Raw genomic sequence first — 15,359 nt, 5'->3', positions numbered from 1 at the left:
ATTCCCCTCCCTTCCCTTCAATTCAACGAAAGCGCCGTCCGGAACTCCTTCGTGGTGTTGCGGTTGGGATAGGGCTCGTCCGGGACCGGAACGCCGAGATGGGCGCAGAGCGGCGCCCAGCCGTCGCCCAGCTTGTGAACCAGCAGGCGCTCGGCCGGCACCGTCTTCAGCACCGCTTCGATATTGGCCTCATAGACGGCAATCGCATGCGCGCGGTCCTGCGGACGGCCATCGAAAACCTGCTTCGTGACAAGGGCGACGCCCAACGACTCCTGATCCTGGCTGTCAATGACGGCCGGCAGGATGGTTTTTGCGAAACTCTCCCACCAGCTTTCCGGCGAGCGCCAGGTGAGGATGACGCGCGCTTGCGGAAAGACTTCGATCAGCTCGCGCCAGTAATGCACCGAGGGCCAGTCGACGCAGGATTTATAACCGGCAAAGAGCCGATCCCAATCCGGCGCTGCGCCTTTGGCGAGCGCTCGCCAGAGCCGCTTCTGCTCCGCATGCGCCATGACCTCCGTCATGTGATGGCACGGGCCGAAGCCGAGCATGGTCAGCGCCTCGCGCATCGAATCCGTGCCGGTGCGGCCGAAGCCGGTTCCTATCACCCTGATGGTCATTCTCCCCTCCTCCCACTTGTCTTCCCCAATGGTCCGCTGCGGCGCGATCAACCTTCCCGAAGCACGAACCGCAGCCTATTGCCCTCCGGATCCGCGGTTTCCACGGCACCGGCGATCTTTTTCGGCGGCAGGTTGGCGGCATCGAGCCTGCGTTCCAGCGCAGCCAGCTCCTCGACCGATGCAAGCTCAACCGTGAAATGGTCGAGGCCGGCGGCACCCGGCGGCGGCTCGCGCAGCTCGTCACGCGCCCAGATATTGAAGGCGACCATATGCGGCCGGCTCCCGGTGCCGCAGTCGAACATGCCGAAGCTTCTCGACTGGATGTGCGGGCGGAAGCCGAGCACGCCGACATAGAATTCCATCAGTTCCTCCGGCGCGCGGGCGCGCATATGGATGTGGCCGATAAAGGCGTTCTTCGCCATCCTCTGCTCGACATGGCCGGAATTGCCGAGGTCGCGCAAAAGGCCCGGGACATGGAGCGGCTCGAGCCCGGAATGCGCGCTGCCGTCGGTGCCGATCAGCGCCACGCGGCCATCGGCCGACACCTCGCGGCGCAGACAGCGTTCCGGCGTGTCGAAGCAGATCTCGATGCCGTTGCCGGACGGGTCGGAAACGTAGAGCGATTCCGAAACCAGGTGGTCCTGGGCGCTGTAGCGCAAGCCGGAAGCCTTAAGCCGGGCGGCGGTGTGCGCGAGGTCGCGGCGGCTCGTCACATGGATGGCGACATGGAAGAGATCGCGCGATTTCTGCGGCAGGGCGATCTGCGCTCCGGCGTGGAGCACGATAAGCTTCCGCCCGCCGGCGCCGAGCTCCGCCGTGGCGGCATCCTCGCCGAGGACCGCCAATCCGAGCGTATCGCGCCAGACGATCAAGGCAGCCGGGATGTCGGTCACCCTGAGATGGACCGGCCCGAGACGGGTGGCTTGAGGCAACCCTTCGTCCATCGTCGTCCGTCCGATTGCGGTCGGCGAACATATTAGCCGTGAACGATATTTCTGTCTCGCGCCAAGTTCGGGTTGACCCCTCCCCGGCGGGCGGCGACTATTGCCGCGAAGCTTCTTGGGAGGAGACCACATGGACGAGACCGACCACTGGCGCAACATGGCGAGCGCGCCGCGGGACGGCAGTCGCATCCTGGTGACGGTGCGCTCGTCCGAACAGGGACCGGCCGAGGTCGACATGGCCTACTGGTCGCGCGCCGACCAGTTCGGCGAGGAAGGCTGGCGGGCGTCGGATTCATCGCCCGGACGCATCGTCGAATATGCCGAGCCGGAGTTGAGATGCTGGATGCCGCTGCCCACGGCGGGGCGAGGTTCGTTGCCGAGCCCCTGGGAAGGAGAGGACGTCCCGCTGGTGGATGGCGAGGGGATTTGAGTCTCTCTTTGGCGATTGGCGAAAGCGGCCGTGACAGCTGATCTCCCCCCTTGAGGGGGAGATGTCCGGCAGGACAGAGGGGGTCGTCCCACGTAGATCGCCGACATGATCGTCGTCAGGGAAGGACGCTGGCGCTCGACGTTAGACGACCCCCTCTGTCGCCTTCGGCGACATCTCCCCCTCAAGGAGGGAGATTAGCAGCGCGCCCTACTCCACCGCCACCATCACCGCTCCCGTCTCGACCTTCGCCGGATAGGTCCTGAGATTGATGCATGGCGGCAGGCGCTTGGCGGCTCCGGTGCGATAGTCGAAGGCGCCGGCGTGCTTTGGGCATTCGACCTCGTAGTCCATGACCAGGCCGTCGGCGATGTGCACCGCCTCATGCGTGCAGAGCCCGTCGGTGCAGAAGACCTCGTCGTCGGGCGAGCGAAAGACGGCATAGGTCTTGCCGCCATGGTCGAAGCGGCGGGCGCCTTCCTGTTCGATGTCGTCGAGCCCGCAGGCCCTGATCCAACCGGTCATTTTTCTTCCCTTCAGATCTGTCTTGCCTTCAGATCGCGCGAACCCATCGGGGCGGCGAAGAGCCGCCCCGATGATCCGGGTCTAGTTCTTGTTCAGGTATTCCGCCGCGTTGGCGGACGTCACCAGTTCGAACGGCACATAGACGACGCGGTCGACCTTCTCGCCTTTGGCGAGCGCGAGCGCGGCATCGACACCGCCGCCGCCCTGGCCCTTGGCGTTCTGGAACACCGTGACCGAGAGCTCGCCGGCCTTCATCGCCTGGAGCCCGTCCTGCGTGGCATCGATGCCGCCGACCACGACGTTCTTCAGGTCGACGCCGTTGGCCTTGAGCGCCAGGATGGCGCCGATGGCGGATTCGTCGTTGTTGGCGATGACGGCGTCGGGCGCCGGGCCGGCAGTCAGCCAGTTGGTCATCAGGTTCTGCGCATTGTCGCGCGACCATTCGGACGACTGCTTGTCGGTGACCTTGATGAAATTGCACATGTCGGTCGAAAAGATCTGCTCGACATCCTTGGTGCGCTGGAGCGCTGCCTGATGCACCAAGCTGCCCATGATGATGTAGGCCGTAGCGCCGGCCGACTTGCCCTTGGCGCGCAGCATCTTGCAGACCTCGAAAGCTTCCAGCGTGCCGGACTCGACCTCGTTCGAGCCGACATAGACCTGCTTCTCCGGCAGGTTCTTCATGTCCGATGGCTCCAGGTTGACGAAGACCAGCGGAATGCCGGCTTTGGCGGCTTCCTCGCTGATGGTCTTCGAGGCATTGGTGTCGACCAGCGTGACGATGATGGCGTCGACACCGCTGGCGATGAAATTCTTGACCTGGTCGAGCTGTTTGGCGACGTCGTTTTGGGCATCCTCGACCTGGATGTCGGCGCCCTTCTCCTTGGCGCGGGCCTGCATGCCATGCATCAGCAGCGTCTGGAAATTGTTGTCGAAGTTGACGATCGAGACGCCGAGCTTGGCGGCGAAGGCGCCGGTCGAGACAGTCGCGAACGCGGTCGTCATCAAAGCGGCGAGCGCCGTCGAGATGAGAAGTTTCTTCACGGGTTTCCTCCCTCTGGATTTGGAGTGCCGGCTCACTCCTGTCTTGTTCGCCGGCCCTTTCGGGATCGTTGAAGTAGGCGGCTCAGGCCGGCCACGTGGCTTTCCATGCGGCTGTCATTTCGCGGCGGCGTTGGCGCGCGCCTTCTTCTTCTCGTAGCGGGCCTGCATGCGCGCCTCGCCGTCCTTGCTGCCGTCGTGGAAGGTGCCGAACCAGCGGTCGAACGGGATCAGGCCGTCGCCGTAGTTCACCTCGAAATATTTGTGGTGCAGGTAATGGATATAGGCGTGGCTATCGACCGATCTGTCCTCCGTCAGTTCGACCTTGTCGAAGCCGACATGGCCCGGGATCGCGCCGAAGCCGGCATAGTGGAGCTGGTAGAGCGCCAGCAGCGGGTTGGACGGAATGATCAGGTGCCAGAAGGCGACGCCGAGATAGCCGAGCTGCTCCACCGGATGCATCGACAGCGACGACCAGGGCGACGGGTTGACCGAATTGTGGTGCACCGAATGCACCCATTTGTAGAGCGGCCCCCAATGGATCGTCCGGTGCAGCAGGAAGAAATGCGTCTCGTGGATGATCGGCACCACCAGCGCCAGACAGAACAGGTAGACGGGATTCTCCGCGAAGGTCAGCCACGGCACGTAGCCGTTGGCGTAGGCGTAGAGGATCGCCACCTCGATCGCCGTCCAGATCGGCATGCCGGTGCCGAAGGTGCGCAGCATGTTGTCGATGTTCTGGTTCTCGAAGAAGAAGGCTTTGCTCTTCTGCTCCGAGGGCCATTTGCCGTTGTATTTGAAGCGGTTGCCCTGGGCTCTCAAAATGTAGAGTCGAAGCTCGAAAGCGCCGAAGAAGACAAGCAGCGCCGCGCAGTTGACGATGAACAGGCGCAGGATCCAGCCGATGGCGAGCGTCTTCATCGTCTCGACGTCGGGCAGCACGTAGCGCCACCACACCACTGCCGAGAGGGCGAAGAGCAGGTTGTAGGGCAGGAAATAATGCGGCAGCCACTTCAGCAGCGCCAGCGGTCGCGGCGGAAACGCAAAGAGCGGCGCGGTGCCGGCCGGTTCGTTCGGGAACCAATCGCCCCTCTTGTTGCGCGTGCCGTATTGCAGGTCGTCCATGGCTGGTCTCACAGCGATTGAGAAAGCGTGAGGAAGCGGTCATAGGCGGCATCGTCCATGTCCACCTGGTGCTTCGCTTCCGGGTAGCTGCCTGCGGCGACGTCGCGGCCGAAGGCGCGGAAAGCACTGATGCGCTTTTCCTGCAACTCGGCCTCCAGCGTGACGAAGTCGGCATAGCGCTTGGCATGGCGCGGATAGTGGCCGGTGTGGGTGCCCAGCACGTCGCAGGAGAAGAGATACTGCGTGTCGCAGGCAGTGCCGCAGCCCATGCCCATGGTGATCAGCGGCGTCGAGCGGGTGATGTGGTCGGCGAGCCTGACAGGCACCACCTCGACCTCGATGCAGGCCGCACCCGCATTCTCCAGGTCCTTGGCCGCGCGCAGCACCTTGAAGGCCTCTTCCGCCGTGCGGCCGACGGCTCGGAAATTCGTCCAGGTGGCGCGGTTCGGCACCAGGCCGACATGGCCGGTGACGGGAATGCCTTCCGCGGCCATCGCCTCGATGAAGCGCGGCGAGTGCGATGAATAGACCGCGTCGGCGCCGCGCTTCATCATGGCGAAGCCCAGCCGCACCGCTTCCTCGGGCGACGCGACCGCGCCATGCGGCATGCCGACGGAGAGGAACGCGTAAGGCGCCGCCTGGCGGATCGATTCCAGATTGTGATCGGGCTCGCAGGAGAGGATGACGATGTCGCAGGCGACCGCGGCCGCCGCCTCGGCCGGCGTGTCGACATGCAGCTGCAGCCATTTCCTGCTGCCCTTGGCGCTTTGCAGGTCGTAGGCCGTCAAGCGTCTTGTCACCGATGATCTCCCGTTCGCGGGCCGACGATCAGGCTTGTGAAAGCTCCCCCTCACCCGGATTGCTCGCCGAATTGCGAAGCGCAATTCGGGGCCATCCGACCTCTCCCCAGGGAGAGAGGAGCCAGGCTGCGTCGGTGCCGGCCCTCTTCTCCGCTCGGGAGAAGGTGGCCGCGCAGCGGCCGGATGAGGGGGAGAATTCGCACATGCTCGTCTCCCGTTCGCGGACGAGTTAGCACCGCGATGCCGGCCAAGGCTCGCGCAACCTTGATCAAATCAGATCAAAGGTTCTCGGCGGTGAAGGTGATGAAGCGGATCGGCGGGTTGTCGACCGGCAGGTCGTGCAGGTTGAGCGCCGCCAACACCAGGTCGATGGCGCGGCGCGCCTGCGCCTCCGGCGCCTGGTCGAGCACGACGTCCATCGTGCCGTCACGCAGGCCGCGCGTGCTGCGCTCGGTCAGTTCATGGCCGACGAAGAAGACGTCGCGACCGCGTGGGTGCCGGCGCAGCACTTCGTTCAGCGCCGTGTTGGCGCCACCGGCATTGTACAGGCCGGCAAGGTCGGACCAGCGCACAAACGCCTCATGCAGCTGCTCGGCATTGCGGTCGCCGTTGTCGAAACCGAACAGGGTGGCGATGGGTTCGAAATCCCGCCCCTCGTCGATCAGATAGTCGAAGAAGCCCCGCACGCGGTCGCGGTGGACGCGATAGATCTGGCTGTGACAGATCGCGACCACCTTGCCCGGCCGCCGCTGCATCTTCGCCATCAGCAGCCCCGCCATGCGGCCGGCGGCGTAATTGTCGATGCCGACATAGGTGCTCTTGGTGCCGGAGATCTGGGTGACGATCTGCACCGTCGGGATGTTTTCCGCCTCCAGCTTCGCCACGGCCGCGCTCACCAGCGGATGGTCGGGCACGGCGAGGATCAGCGCGGCGCGCCGCATCTCCGGTTCGAGGATGCGCTTGGCGATCGCCGCCGGATTGGCCTCGTCGAGAAAGGTGCGGTGGACGGCGATCGAGCGGTCGAGCGTCGCCGCGATGCGTTCGAAGGCGCGGGAGAGGCGCGCGAAGAACGTGGCGTCGGGCCTGACCAGGATCACCTCGATGCGGATGACGCCCCGATGCGCTTCCGGCAGCCGGCGCGGATAATCGAGCGAGCGCGCCGCCGCCACCACTTTCTCGACGGTCTCGGGGCGCACCCCGCCCCTGCCGTTCAAAACGCGCTCCACCGTCGCCGTGCCGACCCCGGCGCGGCGGGCGATCTCGAGAAAGGTGGGCTTTGGAATGGGCGGGCTCCTGGGGGTGCTGAGTTGGTAAGAAGACAAAGTATCCAGGCGCCAATCGATTTCCAAGAACAGGTAGCGCGCCCCTGCCCTGCCGGTCATCAGGAGATGGCGCCTTCGGCGAAGCTGCCAATCTCCCCCCTCGTGGGGGAGATGTCCGGCAGGACAGAGGGGGGCGCCGTAGAGTAGAAGCCTTGGCGAAACAAACCTCAGTCCCACCGCTCGAGCATGCCGCATACACCCTTACCACCCAGACATCGCGCCAATGCGAAATCGATGCGCAAGGTTATGACCGACGCAGAGCTGAAGCTCTGGAACGAACTTCGCGCGCATCGGCTGATGGGCCTGGGCTTCCGCAGGCAGTTTCCGATCGCAGGCTACATCGTCGACCTCGCCTGCCCGGAGAAGAGGCTGATCGTCGAGGTGGATGGATCGCAGCATGGCGATGCTGAGCGTGCGGATGCTGATGCGATCCGGACGAAGCGACTGGAACAGGACGGTTGGACGGTGCTGCGCTTCTGGAACGACGATGTCCTCCGCGACATCGACAATGTCTGTCAGCACATTGTTATCGCGGCGGGATTGGCTGGACCGACCTGAGACGCCGGCGGGACAGCGCCCCCCTCTGTCCTGCCGGACATCTCCCCCACGAGGGGGGAGATTGGCAGCTTCAGCGCCGGCTCCCAGCAGGGCACTCCAACATTCAAAACATAAACGCCGCCGTCGCCGGGTTTGGCCCCGTTCGGCCGTCGGCGCCGCCCAGGCCGCACTATCCCGCGAACGTCTCGACGATGATGCGGGCCATATCGGCGTGGACTGCCTCGCGCGAGGCCCGCGGCGCAGTGGACCCGGTGTAGTAGACGGCCGCGAGAATGGGGGCGCCGTTGGGCGGCCACAGGAGCGCGACGGTGTTGGTCGTTCCATTGTCGCCGCTGCCGGTCTTGTCGCCGATGCCCCACGTTGCGGGCAGCCCGGCACGAATTCGCGCCGCGCCAACCTTGTCTTCGATCAGCCAGGCCTCGAGCCGTTTGCGAGATGCCGGCGACAGCGCGTCCCCCAGCAGGATGCGCCTGGCGTCGCCAAGCGCCGCCCTCGGGCTGGTCGTATCGCGCTTGTCGCCGGGGATGGCCGTGTTCAGCGTCGGCTCGGTGCGGTCGAGCCGGGTGACGTCGTCGCCGAGCGTGCGTGCGAAACGAGTGAGGCCCTGCGGCCCGCCAAGCACCCTGAGCAAAAGGTTGCCGGCGGTGTTGTCGCTCCACACAACCGCCGCGGCGCAGACATCCTCAAGCGTCATGCCCTCGCCGGAGTGCTCCTTCGTGACCGGCGAATAGCCCGGTTCGACATCGGACGCGGCATAGACGATGCGGTCGTCGAGCTTGGCCTTGCCGTCATCGACGGCCTTGAGCACGCCCGCGGCGGCGAGGAACTTGAAGGTGCTGGTGATCGGAAACAGCTCGTCCGCCCGGTACTCGATCGCGGCGTTGGTCCCGATATCGAGAATCATGACGCCCAGGCGCCCGCCATTCCTGGCTTCGAGCGCTTCGACCGCCTTGGTCGCGGCCACCACATCGGCCTTGCCCGGCCGCGTCGCCGCCTGGATACGGACGATCGGCAAGGATGCGAATGCGCCGGCAAGCGCTGAACGCCGGGTGATCGAGGTCATCTGTTTCTCCATTTTGGGCAGGTTTTTTGGGGCGCAGGCGGAGCGCCGGTGAAAAGTGCATTGGCCCAGGAGCGCCGAAGCGATCGGACGCGCGGCTAGTCGGTGAGCCGCGACAGCACCTGGTAGGCCGCCCTGACTCGCGCCTCATTCGGGTAAGCCTTGTTCGCCAGCATGACGATGCCGATCTTCCTCGACGGGACATAGGCGACATAGGCGCCGAAGCCGTTTGTCGCCGGTCTTGTCGAGCACCACGTCGGCGCGTGGCGCCATCGGCGGCTCGATCGCAGTTGCAGGGATCGGCTGCAGCATACTGGGCGCGTTCCCGGCGACGATCTTCGCCAGGTCGACCGGATAGGGATACTGCTCCCAGATCAGATCCTGGATGAGTTCGCCCGCGCGGAAATAACCGGTGTGGGTGGCTTCGAGCGCGCGTGCGACATCGTCCGGCACCTTGCCGACGCCCATGTTGGCCTCGATGAAGCGGATCATGTCGACTGCGTTCGACTTGATCCCGTAGGCCTCTTCGGCGAGCAATGCCGGGGTGACGCGGACAGGCTTGTCGTTGCGGTTGTAGCCCCAGGCGTAGGATTTCATCTGTGCGGCCGGGACGTTGACGTAAGTTCGCCGCAAGCCCAATTCCGGCAACAGCCGTCTTTCTATCAGCGCCGGAAAGCTCGCGCCCATCGCCTTGGCGGTGGCCATCCCGAGCAGGCCGATGCTCGGGTTGGCGTAGGTGCGGGTGGTGGCGGCCGCGAATTGCGGCTTCCATTGGCGATAATAGGCGATGAGCTGTTTTTGCGTCTTCACCGTATCGGGCAGTTGCAGCGGGAAACCGCCGGCCGTGTGCGTGGCGAGGTCGAGCAGCCTGACATCGCCCAGCGCGCTGCCCTGAAGCTCGGGCATGTGCTTGCCGACCTTGTCGCCAAGTGCGAGCTTGCCCTCGACCTCGGCATAGGCCGCGAGCGTCGCGGTGAAGGTTTTGCTGATTGAGCCGAGCTCGAACAACGTATCGCGCGTGACGGCTGCCTGGGTGTCCTTCTCGGCCACGCCATAGTCGATGAAGAAGCGCTCGCCGTTCACGGACACGGCGACGGCCATCCCCGGAATGTCGTACTGGGCGATCACCGGCTTCACCGCCTCATCGACTAGCTGCCTTACCTTGGCGTCCTGATCGGCGGCACGAGCGCCCGACAGGCTGCCCGGCGCGCAGGCGAGGACGACGGCAGCGATGGTGAAGCGAAGCCGGCTGCACATGATCTGCTCCCTCTGGATCGGACGATTGCGGGTTTATGACCCCTTCGAACCGGCTACAAACGATGATAAATCGCAACAGCTATAAGATAATCTTGGGCATCGATGGTTCGACCTTACCTGCCGCTCAATGCATTGCGGGCCTTCGAGGCGTCGGCCAGGCATCTCAGCTTCACACGCGCCGGCATCGAGTTGGCGGTGACGCAGGCCGCCGTTAGCCAGCAGGTTCGATCGCTCGAACAGCGGCTCGGCGTGCAGCTGTTTCGCAGGTTGCCTCGCGGCCTCAAGATCACGGCGGAAGGCGAGGCTCTGCTGCCGATCGTCGGCGACGCCTTCGACCGCCTGGCGCGATCGCTGGAGCGGGTCGGATCTGGAAAACTGCGCGAACCGCTCGTCGTCGGCGCCGTCGGAACCTTCGCCGTCGGCTGGCTGCTTCCGAGACTGGAAGACTTCCGGCGCACCCATCCGTTCGTCGAGCTGCGCCTGTCCACCAACAACAACCGCGTCGACCTGGCGGCCGAGGGATTGGATTTTTCGATCCGCTTCGGCAACGGCGCCTGGAATGGCCTTCATGCGACTGAACTTTTCGAAGCAGCTCTGACGCCGCTTTGCACGCCGGAACTGGCGGCGACGCTTCACGCGCCGCAGGACCTCGGCGCGCTTACCTTGCTGCGCAGCTACCGTCAGGACGAATGGAGCCGCTGGTTCGAGGCCGCCGGTATGGAAGCGCCTGCGAACTTCGCGAGCGCGATCGTCTTCGATTCTTCACTGGCGATGATGGAAGCCGCCGAACAAGGGGCAGGCGTTGCGCTGGCTCCGGCGCTGATGTTTTCGCGACAACTGAGCAAGGGGTCGATAAGGCGCCCTTTCCAGGCCTCCATATCGCTCGGCAGCTATTGGCTGACCAAGTTGAAGTCCAGGGAACCGACCGTCGCGATGTCGGCCTTTGCGGACTGGATCACCAGCTTGGAACCGGACAGACGAAGCGCGCCCAGCTAGCCGTGTTTCAGCCGGCTTTCGCCGCCTCCGATGCCCCGAACCTCAGCCCATCCATCAAGAGCTTCACCAGCCGCCCCGAGCGGTCCCGCCAGTCGGGCGTGTTGGGGGCGGAGTAGATGCCGCCCAGCGCATGCAGCACGTCCGACGCATCGACGTCGGCGCGGATCTTCCCCGCAGCTGCGGCCTGTTCGACCAGCCCCTTCAGCGCGCCGGATACGCGGCCTGAGGTATCGGAGAACAGCGTCGAGTTGGTGGTGAGCAGCAGCCGCAGGCTTGTCGCCAGACCGCGTTTGGTGGCGATATAGTCGACGAAGCGCTGCATCCAGAGTTCCAGCGCGACATCGGCCGGATGAGCGCCGGCGAGTTCCTCGGCCGCATGGCAGAGCCCTTCCACCTCGCGGCGGTAGACCACCTCGACCAGATGCTCGCGCGTCGGGAAATGCCGGTAGAGCGTGCCGATGCCGACTCCTGCCCGCTTGGCGATCTCCTCCAGCGAGGCATCGACACCCTCGGCCGCAAACGCCTGCGCCGCCGCCTCGACAAGCTTGTCGCGGTTGCGCCGCGCATCGGCGCGCAGCGGCTTTGGCGCCGGCGTTTCAGGCTTTTCGGCAAGCTCCGGGGGCTGTTCAGTCAGTTTTTTCTCCACTCTCGCAATATGGGGCTTGAACCTATGCGGGTCAGCCCCCACGTAAATAAACGGAGGCGCCTCCGTTTTAGTGGAGTTGTCTTATCATATAATCAGGGGAAGCGATATGTCACGGGGTAAGCGCCTAATCTCCCCCCTCGAGGGGGAGATGTCGCCGAAGGCGACAGAGGGGGTCGCCGCGCGTGAAACGCCTTGCTGGCGCGTGAAGCGCCTTGCTGGCGCGCGACGCGCGAGGACGTTGGCGCTCGACGTGAGACGACCCCCTCTGCCCTGCCGGGCATCTCCCCCGCAAGGGGGGAGATTAGCTGCTTCGACGCCTTGCCCCTCTCCTCCCAAGCCCCATTTCCCTCCCCCTAGCGTCCAGCAATCGGAGCCCGACGCCTCATGACCAGCCAGACAATCATCGACCCTCCCGAAGACGGCCATTTCAGGAACGGCCAGGCCAGCAACGGCGCAAGCCCCACCACCTTGTCCATCCACCTCACCATCAACGGCCGTGACCACGCGCTCGATATCGAGCCGCGGGTTACCCTGCTCGACGCGCTGCGCGAGCGGCTCCACCTCACCGGCACCAAGAAGGGCTGCGACCAGGGCCAGTGCGGCGCCTGCACGGTCCATGTCGAGGGTGAGCGGGTGCTCGCCTGCCTGACGCTCGCCGCCCAGGTCGAGGGACGCTCGATCACGACAATAGAAGGGCTCGCCGACGAAGACGGCACGCTGCACGCCGTGCAGGCCGCATTCCTCGAACAGGATGCATTCCAGTGCGGCTACTGCACGCCGGGACAGATCATGTCGGCGGTGGCCTGCATCCGCGAGGGCCATGCCGGCTCCGACGAGGAGATCCGCGAATACATGGCCGGCAATCTGTGCCGCTGCGGCGCCTATCCGCACATCGTCGCCGCCGTCCGCCAGGCAGCTAGGGAGCTCCGCTCATGAGAGACTTTTCCTATCTTCGCGCCGACAGCGTCGAGGCCGCGCGCAACGCGGCCGCCCTTCCCGGCGCCATGCTGCTTGCCGGCGGCACGACGCTCATCGATCTCGCCAAATGCGGCGTCGCCGAACCGGCCACCGTCATCGACATCAGCCATATCGAGGGGCTCAACGCCATTGATGTAACCGCCGACCGCGCCGTCATCGGCGCGCTGGCCAAGATGAGCCATGTCGCCGACAACGCCGAGGTGAAAAGCCACTTCCCAGCGGTTTCGGAAGCGTTGTGGCAGGCGGCCTCGGCGCAGCTGCGCAACATGGCGACCATCGGCGGCAACCTGATGCAGCGCACGCGCTGTCCCTATTTCCGCGATCCGCAGAACTTCCCGGCCTGCAACAAGCGCGAGCCGGGCAGCGGCTGCTCGGCGATCGGCGGCGTCACGCGCGGCCATGCGGTGCTCGGCACCAGCGAAGCCTGCATCGCCACCTATCCGGGCGATCTTGCCATCGCGCTGGTCGCCTTCGACGCCGAGGTCGATCTCGGCGAGCGGAAGCTGAAGGTCGAGGACTTCTTCCTCGCCCCTGGCGCCACGGCCGAACGCGAGCACGACATCCGCCCCGGCGAAATGATCACGGCCATCGAGATCCCGGGCTCGGCCGCGGCCCGGCGGTCGACCTATCTCAAGGTCCGCGACCGCCAGTCCTATGAGTTCGCGGCGGCGAGCGCTGCCGTCGGACTGGAGCTCGAGGGCGACGGCCGCACCATACGCGACATCCGCGTCGCGGTCGGCGGCGTCGCGACGAAACCGTGGCGGGCGCGCGCCGTCGAAGAGGCGCTGAAGGGCAAGCCGCTCGACGAAGCGTCCGTTCGCAAAGCGAGCGAGCTCGTCATGGAGGGCGCCGTCGACCACGGCGCCAACCACTACAAGATCGCATTGGCGCCCCGCGTGATCGCGCGCGCCATCCTCCAATTGGGAGAAACGGCATGACCGTTCATGACATGAAACACGCAGGCTCCGACAGCGCGCGCCTCGAAGCGGTGGGCGGGCGCCTGTCGCGCGTCGACGGCCCGGCCAAGATCACCGGCGCGGCGCATTACGCGTTCGAACAGCAGCTCGAAGGCCTGACCCATGCGGTACTGGTCGGCGCGACGATTGCCGCCGGCAAGGTCACCGGCATCGACACGCGCGCGGCGGAAACCGCGCCAGGCGTGCTCGCCGTGCTGACGCCCGACACCATCATGGAACTGAATTCGGCATCGGACTGGTTCGGCAGACAGCCGTCCGAAGAAACCTATTGCCCGCTCGTCCGCGAGGTCACCTTTTCCGGCCAGCACATTGCTGCCGTCGTGGCCGAGACCTTCGAGCAGGCCGTCGCCGCCGCGGCGCTGGTCAAGGTCAGCTATGACGAGACGCCGGCAATCGTCGACCTCAGCGACGGCAGCGACGGTATTCCGGTCGACGCCATGACCAAGGAATGGGGCGACCCCGAGGCCGCCTTCGCCGAGGCACCGGTGCGCGTCTGCGCCGCCTACAACACGCCGCGCGAGTTCCAGGCGGCGATGGAGCCGCACGGGCTGATCGCGCGCTGGGAGGGCGACCAGCTCACCATCTGGGAACCGAGCCAGTGGCTCGACGGCATGGCGCGCACCTATGCCGAATGGTTTGGCGTGCCGTTCGAGAATGTGCGGCTGGTCTCGCCCTATATCGGCGGCGGCTTCGGCTCCAAGGCGCTGGCGCTCGCGCACAGCGCGGTGGCCGCGGCAGCGGCAAAGATGCTCGGACGCCCGGTGAAGCTGGTGCTCAACCGCCCGCAGAATTTCACCTCCTATGGCGGCCGCGCCGCGACGCGCCAGACTGTTGCGATCGGCGCCGACAAGGCGGGCCGCATCCAGTCGATCGTGCATCGCGGCGTCAACGAGACGGCGGTTGACGGCATGTGGGTCGAGCCGCTCGGCTCCGTCACCTCGATCATGTATGCGACGCCCAATTTCTCCTCGAAACAGAATGTGGTCAGGGTGAACACGGTGGTGCCGGGGGCGAAGCGCGCGCCGGGCGAGAACCCGAGCGCCTTCGGTATCGAATGCGCCATCGACGAGCTCGCCCATGAACTCGGTATCGACCCGCTGGAGATGCGGCTGATCAATTATGCCGAGCAGGATCCCCACGCGAAGAAGGCGTGGTCGACAAGGCAGTTGCGCGAGGCCTTCGCCGCCGGCGCGGAAGCCTTCGGCTGGGCCAAGCGTTCGCGCGAGCCGCGCTCGATGCGTGACGGCCACCAGCTCATCGGCTGGGGCGTCGCGGCCGGCACCTATCCGGTTCGGCGCGCCTATGGCGAGGCCGTGGTGAAGCTCCTGGCCGACGGCTCGGTCGAGGTCGAGAGCTCCTCCATCGACATGGGCCAGGGCACCTACACGATCCTGGCGCAGACCGCGGCCGAGACGCTTGGCGTGCCGGTGGAGAAGGTGTCGGTGAGGCTGGGGGATTCCCACTTCGCCCGCGCCGGCGTCACCGGCGGCTCGCGGCTTGCCGGTGTCATGACCGGCGCCGTCTACAAGGCGGCGGGCCAGGCGCTCGACGAGCTGATCGGGCTGGCGCTCTCCGATCCGCGCTCGCCCTTCCATGGGCTGCAGGCGAACACGCTTCAAGTGAAAGGGGGCCGCATCGGCTCGCCGCGCGGTGACGGCCCGGAGTTCTCGATCGCCGAGCTGATGCGCGCCCTCGGTCGCGAAAAGATCGAGGCTAAGGGCGACACGGTTCCGGCCAGCTTCACGCCGGAGCAGCGCTACAACAACTACACCACCATCGCCATGGCGCTGCCGCACACCGAGGGCGATTATTCCCGCCACTCCTGGTGCGCGCATTTCGTCGAGGTGCGCGTCGACGAGGATTTTGGAACGGTGCGCGTGTCGCGCGTCGTGTCGGCGCTGGATTCCGGCCGACTCTACAACCCCAAGCTGGCGGAGAGCCAGTGGAAGGGCGGCATCATCATGGGTATCGGCCAGGCGCTGCTGGAAGAAGGCATCGTCGATCGCCGCCATGGCCGGATCGTCAACGGCAACCTCGCCGACTACATGCTGCCGACCAATGCCGACATCCCGGACATCCAGAC

15 protein-coding genes and 1 pseudogene are annotated in these 15,359 nt (G+C 65.6%); 6 read left to right on the top strand and 10 right to left on the bottom strand.

The window, feature by feature from the left end:
* Positions 1 to 17 precede the first annotated feature (17 nt).
* Entirely contained in the window at positions 18 to 620 is a 603-nt protein-coding gene (locus EOA32_RS20730; RefSeq protein WP_128372731.1) for a sulfotransferase family protein, read from the bottom strand.
* 47 nt (positions 621 to 667) lie between these two features.
* Positions 668 to 1,564: a VOC family protein gene (locus EOA32_RS20725; protein WP_128372730.1), complete on the bottom strand. Its 897-nt coding sequence runs from the start codon at positions 1,562 to 1,564 to the stop codon at positions 668 to 670.
* A 130-nt stretch (positions 1,565 to 1,694) separates the two neighbouring features.
* Between EOA32_RS20725 and EOA32_RS20720 the strand changes: the two genes are divergently transcribed.
* Positions 1,695 to 1,994, top strand: a complete 300-nt coding sequence (locus tag EOA32_RS20720; protein ID WP_067001327.1) for a hypothetical protein — start codon at positions 1,695 to 1,697, stop codon at positions 1,992 to 1,994.
* A gap of 207 nt (positions 1,995 to 2,201) precedes the next feature.
* Here the strand turns inward: EOA32_RS20720 and EOA32_RS20715 are convergent, their stop codons facing one another.
* The 5 genes from EOA32_RS20715 to EOA32_RS20695 all read right to left on the bottom strand — a co-directional run bounded on the left by EOA32_RS20715 (position 2,202) and on the right by EOA32_RS20695 (position 6,765).
* Positions 2,202 to 2,516, bottom strand: coding sequence for a MocE family 2Fe-2S type ferredoxin (locus tag EOA32_RS20715; protein ID WP_128372729.1), 315 nt, complete (start codon positions 2,514 to 2,516; stop codon positions 2,202 to 2,204).
* 81 nt (positions 2,517 to 2,597) lie between these two features.
* Positions 2,598 to 3,560, bottom strand: coding sequence for a substrate-binding domain-containing protein (locus EOA32_RS20710; protein WP_095778223.1), 963 nt, complete (start codon positions 3,558 to 3,560; stop codon positions 2,598 to 2,600).
* Positions 3,561 to 3,674: 114 nt separating this feature from the next.
* On the bottom strand, positions 3,675 to 4,682 hold the full coding sequence (locus EOA32_RS20705; RefSeq protein WP_128372728.1) for a sterol desaturase family protein: 1,008 nt from the start codon (positions 4,680 to 4,682) through the stop codon (positions 3,675 to 3,677).
* Positions 4,683 to 4,690: 8 nt separating this feature from the next.
* Positions 4,691 to 5,482 (bottom strand): 3-methyl-2-oxobutanoate hydroxymethyltransferase, encoded by a 792-nt coding sequence (locus EOA32_RS20700; RefSeq protein ID WP_128372727.1) that lies wholly within the window; start codon positions 5,480 to 5,482, stop codon positions 4,691 to 4,693.
* A 278-nt stretch (positions 5,483 to 5,760) separates the two neighbouring features.
* Positions 5,761 to 6,765: a LacI family DNA-binding transcriptional regulator gene (locus tag EOA32_RS20695; protein ID WP_067001348.1), complete on the bottom strand. Its 1,005-nt coding sequence runs from the start codon at positions 6,763 to 6,765 to the stop codon at positions 5,761 to 5,763.
* A 225-nt stretch (positions 6,766 to 6,990) separates the two neighbouring features.
* Between EOA32_RS20695 and EOA32_RS20690 the strand changes: the two genes are divergently transcribed.
* Positions 6,991 to 7,362, top strand: coding sequence for an endonuclease domain-containing protein (locus EOA32_RS20690; RefSeq protein ID WP_128372725.1), 372 nt, complete (start codon positions 6,991 to 6,993; stop codon positions 7,360 to 7,362).
* A gap of 169 nt (positions 7,363 to 7,531) precedes the next feature.
* Here the strand turns inward: EOA32_RS20690 and bla are convergent, their stop codons facing one another.
* Together bla and ampC are read right to left on the bottom strand one after the other, a co-directional pair.
* Positions 7,532 to 8,425 carry a class A beta-lactamase gene (bla, locus tag EOA32_RS20685; protein ID WP_128372724.1) on the bottom strand — a complete coding sequence of 298 codons (894 nt, stop codon included), beginning with the start codon at positions 8,423 to 8,425 and terminating at the stop codon, positions 7,532 to 7,534.
* A gap of 95 nt (positions 8,426 to 8,520) precedes the next feature.
* Positions 8,521 to 9,679 (bottom strand): annotated as a pseudogene (ampC, locus tag EOA32_RS20680) (class C beta-lactamase).
* Between the two features lie 102 nt (positions 9,680 to 9,781).
* Here ampC and EOA32_RS20675 point away from each other — a divergent pair.
* Positions 9,782 to 10,675 carry a LysR family transcriptional regulator gene (locus EOA32_RS20675; protein WP_128372723.1) on the top strand — a complete coding sequence of 298 codons (894 nt, stop codon included), beginning with the start codon at positions 9,782 to 9,784 and terminating at the stop codon, positions 10,673 to 10,675.
* 7 nt (positions 10,676 to 10,682) lie between these two features.
* Here the strand turns inward: EOA32_RS20675 and EOA32_RS20670 are convergent, their stop codons facing one another.
* Positions 10,683 to 11,309 (bottom strand): TetR/AcrR family transcriptional regulator, encoded by a 627-nt coding sequence (locus EOA32_RS20670; protein ID WP_128372732.1) that lies wholly within the window; start codon positions 11,307 to 11,309, stop codon positions 10,683 to 10,685.
* A gap of 480 nt (positions 11,310 to 11,789) precedes the next feature.
* On the opposite strand from EOA32_RS20670, the gene EOA32_RS20665 reads away from it, so the two are divergent.
* The 3 genes from EOA32_RS20665 to EOA32_RS20655 form a co-directional block, all read left to right on the top strand.
* Positions 11,790 to 12,257, top strand: a complete 468-nt coding sequence (locus EOA32_RS20665; protein ID WP_348628408.1) for a (2Fe-2S)-binding protein — start codon at positions 11,790 to 11,792, stop codon at positions 12,255 to 12,257.
* Complete coding sequence (locus EOA32_RS20660; protein WP_095778847.1) at positions 12,254 to 13,237, top strand: xanthine dehydrogenase family protein subunit M; 984 nt, start codon at positions 12,254 to 12,256, stop codon at positions 13,235 to 13,237. Before EOA32_RS20665 ends, EOA32_RS20660 begins: the two co-directional genes overlap by 4 nt.
* A partial coding sequence (locus tag EOA32_RS20655) for a xanthine dehydrogenase family protein molybdopterin-binding subunit (RefSeq protein ID WP_145971327.1) occupies positions 13,234 to 15,359 on the top strand: 2,126 nt, incomplete at its 3' end. The genes EOA32_RS20660 and EOA32_RS20655, both read left to right, overlap by 4 nt.

It is taken from the genome of Mesorhizobium sp. M1A.F.Ca.ET.072.01.1.1 (assembly GCF_004023325.1).
Lineage (GTDB): Bacteria > Pseudomonadota > Alphaproteobacteria > Rhizobiales > Rhizobiaceae > Mesorhizobium.
The sequence above is the reverse complement of the archived record's forward strand: the minus strand, read 5'-3'. Positions and strand labels throughout refer to the sequence as shown.

What these genes read in the sequence shown, in the direction of transcription:
- EOA32_RS20730 (WP_128372731.1), bottom strand. Translation starts at nt 620, where the DNA reads ATGACCATCAGGGTGATAGGAACCGGCTTCGGCCGCACCGGCACGGAT.
- EOA32_RS20725 (WP_128372730.1), bottom strand. Translation starts at nt 1,564, where the DNA reads ATGGACGAAGGGTTGCCTCAAGCCACCCGTCTCGGGCCGGTCCATCTC.
- EOA32_RS20720 (WP_067001327.1), top strand. Translation starts at nt 1,695, where the DNA reads ATGGACGAGACCGACCACTGGCGCAACATGGCGAGCGCGCCGCGGGAC.
- EOA32_RS20715 (WP_128372729.1), bottom strand. Translation starts at nt 2,516, where the DNA reads ATGACCGGTTGGATCAGGGCCTGCGGGCTCGACGACATCGAACAGGAA.
- EOA32_RS20705 (WP_128372728.1), bottom strand. Translation starts at nt 4,682, where the DNA reads ATGGACGACCTGCAATACGGCACGCGCAACAAGAGGGGCGATTGGTTC.
- EOA32_RS20690 (WP_128372725.1), top strand. Translation starts at nt 6,991, where the DNA reads ATGCCGCATACACCCTTACCACCCAGACATCGCGCCAATGCGAAATCG.
- bla (WP_128372724.1), bottom strand. Translation starts at nt 8,425, where the DNA reads ATGACCTCGATCACCCGGCGTTCAGCGCTTGCCGGCGCATTCGCATCC.
- EOA32_RS20675 (WP_128372723.1), top strand. Translation starts at nt 9,782, where the DNA reads ATGGTTCGACCTTACCTGCCGCTCAATGCATTGCGGGCCTTCGAGGCG.
- EOA32_RS20660 (WP_095778847.1), top strand. Translation starts at nt 12,254, where the DNA reads ATGAGAGACTTTTCCTATCTTCGCGCCGACAGCGTCGAGGCCGCGCGC.